We start from the raw sequence: 3,198 nt of genomic DNA, 5'->3' as shown, positions 1-3,198 counted from the left end.
CTGGAAGGTAAAGCCATCGGCGATCACGGCTCGCCAGCCGTCAGTGCCAAAACGAATGGAGTTCCCGGCCATGATTGCACCCAGATCCACCCCGACTACAGAGAAGGATAGCTTGGTAGCCCTGCACTTGAGGGCAGGGCGGAAAAGCCCGTAAGCAACTTTAGTGGCTCGCCAAGAGTTGCCACCAAGGCGTACCGTTCCCAGGCGAGCACCGACCGGTGGCAAGCGTCCGAACGTCTCAGCCAACCTGCAAAGACTTCGTCCCGCTGACGCCATCAGAAGAGTAAGCAGAACCTTGGGGCTTTGTCTCGAGGAACTGTCTGGGGGCGTCTTGACAGCGCCTTTACGAGGTCGTTGTTGAACTGCGTAAGAATCCCCTGCCTTTAGGCGGTGGGAGTGTCAAATAGCACGGCGGAGCCGCCACCCCACTCCCCCGTTTCAAAAACGGCAGCGGCTGGGTGGGGTCGCAAAAGCTGCGGAAACGGCTACAGTAACCTGGAAAGCGTTCCGCTCCTAATGAGCCATGACTCAGCAACTGACTCTCGACGGACTGGGATCTGGATCGGGTGGGGGATCCCGTCTAGGGCGAGTAATCGTAACCGATTTGCAGGGGGAGATGCAGCGCTCCTACCTGGAATATGCCATGAGCGTGATCGTGGGGCGGGCCTTGCCGGATGTGCGGGATGGCCTCAAGCCGGTGCATCGCCGCATCCTCTACGCCATGCACGAGCTGGGCCTGACGCCGGATCGCCCCTACCGCAAGTGCGCGCGCGTCGTGGGGGACGTGCTGGGGAAATATCACCCCCACGGGGATCAGGCGGTCTATGACGCGCTGGTGCGCATGGCACAAGACTTTTCCAGCCGCTACCCCCTGGTGGCGGGGCACGGCAACTTCGGCTCGGTGGACGACGACCCGCCGGCGGCCATGCGCTACACGGAGTGTCGGCTGGCGGAGCTGAGCCACACAGCCCTTCTGCAGGGGATCTCCGAAGCAATTGTGGACTTTATGCCCAATTTCGACGGCTCCCAGGCGGAGCCCACCGTCCTGCCGGCCCGCCTGCCCATCTTGCTGCTCAACGGCTCTGCTGGCATTGCCGTGGGCATGGCCACCAACATCCCGCCCCACAACCTGGGGGAAGTGGTGGACGGCCTGCTGGCTTTGATCGACGAGCCCGATCTCAGCCCTGAGGAGCTGTTGCGCTGGATCCCGGGGCCGGACTTTCCCACCGGCGGCCAAATTGTCGATGGCCAGGGGATCCGCGAGGCCTACCTCACCGGCCGCGGCTCCATCACCCTGCGGGGAGTGGCCCGCTTTGAGGAGATCCAGCCGGGCAGAGGACGCCACCGCCGGCCCGCCCTGATCATCAGCGAGTTTCCCTATCAGGTGAACAAGGCTGCCTGGCTCGAGAAGGTGGCCGAGCTGGTCGCCCAAGACCGTCTCAGCGGCATCGCAGATTTGCGGGATGAGTCGGATCGCAGCGGCATGCGCGTGGTGGTGGAGCTGAAGCGGGAGGCCAACCCGCAGGCGGTTTTGCAGCAGTTGTACAAGCTCACCCCCTTGCAGAGCACCTTTGGGGTGATCCTGTTGGCCTTGGTGGAGGGAAAACCCCAGCAGCTCAGCTTGAAGCAGATTTTGCAGCACTTTTTGCAATTTCGCGAGGCCACTCTCAAGCGGATGTTTCGCGCCGAACTGCAGCAGGTACAGCGCAAAGCCGAAGAGGTGGCGGGGATGGTGCTGGCCCTGGCCGATCTGGAAGGGGTAATCGACCTGCTGCGGCAAGCGCCCGATAGCGCCACGGCCAAAGCCCAGCTGCAAACCCGCTTAGGCTGCACCTCCCAGCAGGCGGAGACGATCTTGGCCATGCCCCTGCGCCGCCTGACAACCTTGGAGCGGGAGCGCCTCTATCAAGAGCAAGCCGAGCTGCAGGCCCGCATCGCCGAGCTGCAGGGACTGCTGCAAGATCGCCGCAAGCTCTTGAATTACCTGAAAAAAGAGCTGCGACACTTGAAAAAAACCTTTGCGGATCCCCGGCGCACCCAGATTCTCTCGGCCTCGGAACTGGAAGCGGAGGCGGCCCAGATCCCCGGCGGCGAAGCCGGCGAAGACAGCCGCTTTCTGCTGCAACTCACCCGCAAAGGCTACGTGCGCCGCCTGCCTCTGCCTGGGCCTCGCTCCCGCAGCAACCCGGCGCAGCGGGAATTGGGAGAAGATACCCTGGTCAGCCTGGAATGCGTGACCCCAGAGCAGGCAATCTTGGTGCTCACCGCCAGCGGCAGGGCTTTCACCGTGCCCATCGAAGGGATCCCCCTCAGCACCGGCTCCTCGCGGGGGGTGCCTCTGGTCACCCTTCTCCCCAACCCCGAGCCGATTGTTGCCGCCTTCCCGTTGGATCCCGTTCGCGTCAGCGGTGCGGAGCACTCTCCCGGCGAGGCCAGCTTGGTGGTGCTCAGCCGGCAGGGGCGGATCAAGCGGGTGGCCTTGGCGGAGCTGGTGGGCCTCAGCCAACGGGGAGCCGCCGTCTTGAAGCTCAAAGAAGGAGACGAGCTGGGCTGGGCGGCCCTTTGGCATCCCGGCCACCAAGGCTACAGCGTTGTCCTGGCCACCTCCGGCGGGCGGGTGCTGCGGCTGGACGCCGAACAGATCCCCTTGATGGGTCGGGCAGCTATGGGATCCCCAGCTCTACGTTTGGGGCGCACAGAACAGATCGTCGGTATGGCGCTGCTGCCCCCGCAAGGGATCTTAGTTTTGGCCAGCCGGTCGGGGTATTTGAAGCGGCTACCCCTGGGCGAGATCCCCATCCTGGAGCAGGGTAAAGTGGGCGTGTCGGCCTTTCACTTCTCCAACAAAGGGGATGGCTTGGTGGGCTTGGTGGGTTTTCCCCCCGATCTGGCGGCGCACCCCCATCTGCAAGTGGATGTGATCGCGGAGTCCGAGCGGGTACACTCCTTCTCTCCTGAGGAAATTCCCCTGCAAGGCCGGTCCGGCGGCGGATCCCTGTTGGTCAAGGGGGAGCAGGTTAGGGAGTTGCGCCTGTTTTGGCCGCAGTGGCTGCCGGAGGGCGGGATTGGATAGCTCTGGAGCTTTTGGGGGAAAGCAGAAGTCTGGATCGCTAGGACAGAGAGCCATCCCCAGGCGAGGCAGAATCAGGCGGCTGGGAGCCGGGATCCGGCGCTTCGGGATGGCGGACAGGCTTAGGG

At 63.8% G+C, this 3,198-nt stretch carries 1 protein-coding gene; it reads left to right on the top strand.

Going from position 1 to position 3,198, the window contains the following annotated elements; all coding sequences use genetic code 11:
- The first annotated feature begins 523 nt into the window (after window positions 1-523).
- Window positions 524-3,073 (top strand): DNA topoisomerase (ATP-hydrolyzing) subunit A, encoded by a 2,550-nt coding sequence (locus tag NW809_RS11525; protein ID WP_011428933.1) that lies wholly within the window; start codon window positions 524-526, stop codon window positions 3,071-3,073.
- Window positions 3,074-3,198 lie beyond the last annotated feature (125 nt).

Source organism: Synechococcus sp. WC101 (assembly GCF_047461555.1).
Lineage (GTDB): Bacteria > Cyanobacteriota > Cyanobacteriia > Thermostichales > Thermostichaceae > Thermostichus.
The sequence above is the reverse complement of the archived record's forward strand: the minus strand, read 5'-3'. Positions and strand labels throughout refer to the sequence as shown.

What these genes read in the sequence shown, in the direction of transcription:
- NW809_RS11525 (WP_011428933.1), top strand. Translation starts at nt 524, where the DNA reads ATGACTCAGCAACTGACTCTCGACGGACTGGGATCTGGATCGGGTGGG.